The sequence below is a fragment of the Streptomyces kebangsaanensis genome (assembly GCF_001906585.1).
GTDB classification, from domain to species: Bacteria; Actinomycetota; Actinomycetes; order Streptomycetales; family Streptomycetaceae; genus Streptomyces; species Streptomyces kebangsaanensis.
Genome location: NZ_JUJA01000156.1, coordinates 19,459 through 21,955, shown reverse-complemented (window position 1 = coordinate 21,955; position 2,497 = coordinate 19,459). Strand labels below are relative to the sequence as shown.

General features: G+C 65.8%; 1 protein-coding gene. It reads left to right on the top strand.

All coding sequences use genetic code 11. From position 1 onward, the window contains the following. Window positions 1-2,438: transglycosylase domain-containing protein (locus RH94_RS26385; protein WP_407697358.1), on the top strand; the 2,438-nt coding region annotated here is incomplete at its 5' end. Between the last annotated feature and the right edge of the window lie 59 nt (window positions 2,439-2,497).

Here is a 2,497-nt window from a genome sequence, read left to right as displayed (position 1 = left end):
GGCCGCCGGCCGGTCCCAACGGGCGCGGCCGCGGCCGCGTGGCACCGCCCGACAAGAACCGGATCATCGACTACCCGCGCGCGGGCAAGTACGGATGGCATCGCTGGATGCCGTCCTGGAAGCTCGTGACAGGGCTGTTCATCGGCTTCATGGGAAGCCTGGTGGCGCTCGCGGGCATCGGGTACGCCATGGTGTCCGTGCCGGACGTCGACAAGACCGCGACCGCCCAGAACAACGTGTACTACTGGTCGAACGGCACCGAGATGGTGCGGACGGGCGGTGAGATCAACCGCCAGATCATCAACTACGAATCCATCCCCGAGGAGATGCGGTACGCCGTCATCTCGCAGGAGAACAAGTCCTTCGAGACCGACAGCGGCATCGACCCCAAGGGCATCGGGCGCGCCGTGCTCAACATGGCGAAGGGCGGTCAGACGCAGGGTGGTTCCACCATCACCCAGCAGTACGTCAAGAACGCCATGCTCAACGACCAGTCGCAGACGTTCTCGCGGAAGTTCAAGGAGATCTTCGTCGCGATCAAGGTCGGGGCCACCCAGCCCAAGCGCAAGATCATGGCCGGCTATCTGAACTCCGCGTACTACGGTCGCGGGGCGTACGGTCTCCAGGCGGCCGCGCGCGCGTACTTCAACAAGGACGCCCGCGAACTGGATCCGGGTGAGTGCGCCTTCCTGGCCGCGATGCTCAAGGGCGCGACCTACTACGACCCCGCGGGCGCGACCTCGATCGACCCGGCGGCCACGCCCGAGGACAACAAGAGGCGGGCTCTGCGACAGATGCAGGACACCCTCGAGAAGATGGTCGAGTACGGCCATCTGGACGCCACGGAACGGGCCAAGCACACGACGCTGCCCAAGCTGGAGAACCCCAGGTCGAACACGCAGCTGAGCGGCCAGATCGGCTATCTCGTCGACCTCGCCAAGGGGTACGTAATCAACAACACGGAGATCACCGCCGACGACCTGCAACAGGGCGGCTACCAGATCCACACGACCTTCGACCGGAAGAAGGTCGAAAAGCTGGAGAAGGCCGTCAAGGACGTGTACAAGGCGAACATCGATCCCAAGAAGCGCCCGAGGACCGACACGCACGTCCAGTTCGGCGGGGCCTCGGTCGACCCGGAAACGGGTGCCATCGTGGCGGTCTACGGCGGTGAGGACGCGACGAAGCACTTCACGAACAACGCCGACGCCACGGGTGCCCAGGTGGGCTCGACGTTCAAGCCGTTCGTGCTGGCCGCGGCCATGCAGGACGGCGTCCGCAATCCCAGTCTCGGAAAGACACAGCCGCAGGACGAGCGCACGCAGGTCTCGCCCAAGAGCCGCTTCAGCGGTCAGAACAAGCTCAAGATCAAGGAGTACGACGGGACGGTCTGGACCGACGAGAAGGACCGGGAGTGGCTCCAGGTCAATGACGGCCAGGAGTCCTACGGCAGCCCGCCCGACTACCTGATCGATCTTCGCGAGGCGATGCGTTGGTCGGTGAACTCCGCCTTCGTGCAGCTGGGCATGGACGTGGGCCTGGACAAGGTCAAGGATGCGGCCGTCAACGCCGGCCTGAAGGAGAACAGCCTGACCGGCGCCACCTTCCCGTCCTTCTCCATCGGCATCTCCGATCCCAGCGCCATCCGCATGGCGGGCTCGTACGCCACCTTCGCTGCCAGCGGGAAGCAGAACGATCCGTTCTCGGTCACCAGGGTCGAGAACAAGGACGGTGTGCTCTTCAAGCACGAAAGCCGGCCCAAGGATGCCTTCACCGCGAAGGTGGCCGACAACGTCACCGACATCCTGAAGACCGTGGTCGAGAAGGGCACGGGCACCAACGCCCAGTTGCCGGGTCGTGAGGTGGCCGGCAAGACGGGTACCACGGACGGCAACAAGTCGGCCTGGTTCGTCGGCTACACCCCGCAGCTGTCGACCGCGATCAGCATGTTCCGGCTCGACGACGACGCGAACAACAAATCGCGCGAGTTCCTGAAGATGTTCGGCACGGGTGGCCAGGAGAAGATCCACGGCGCCTCGTTCCCGGCCGAGATCTGGCACGACTACATGCTGGAGGCGCTCAAGGGCCAGCCGGCCAAGAAGTTCCCGACGCCGGAGCCCATCGGCGAGATCGTCAACGCCGAGCCCAGCCCCACGCCGACTCCTTCGGTCACCGAGACCCAGGAGGAGAGCCCGACTCCCTCGCCCACGCCCAGCCAGACCGAGCCCACCCCGACGCCCACGCCGACCCGGACACGTTGCGGCTTCCTCGGCTGCGGTGACAACGGCGGTCAGACGGGCGACGGCGGCACGGACGGCGGTATCACCCCGGAGCCTTCCCCCTCCGACTCAGGTGGTATCGACAACGGCAACGGCAACGGAGGCGGCAACCGGGGCAACGGCAACGGAGGCGGCTTCTTCGGAGGCACGAACAATTAGCCGCTTCGCCGTCCGGCGAGGGCGTTTCACGTGAAACACGGGCCGCCGCACCCACTCGG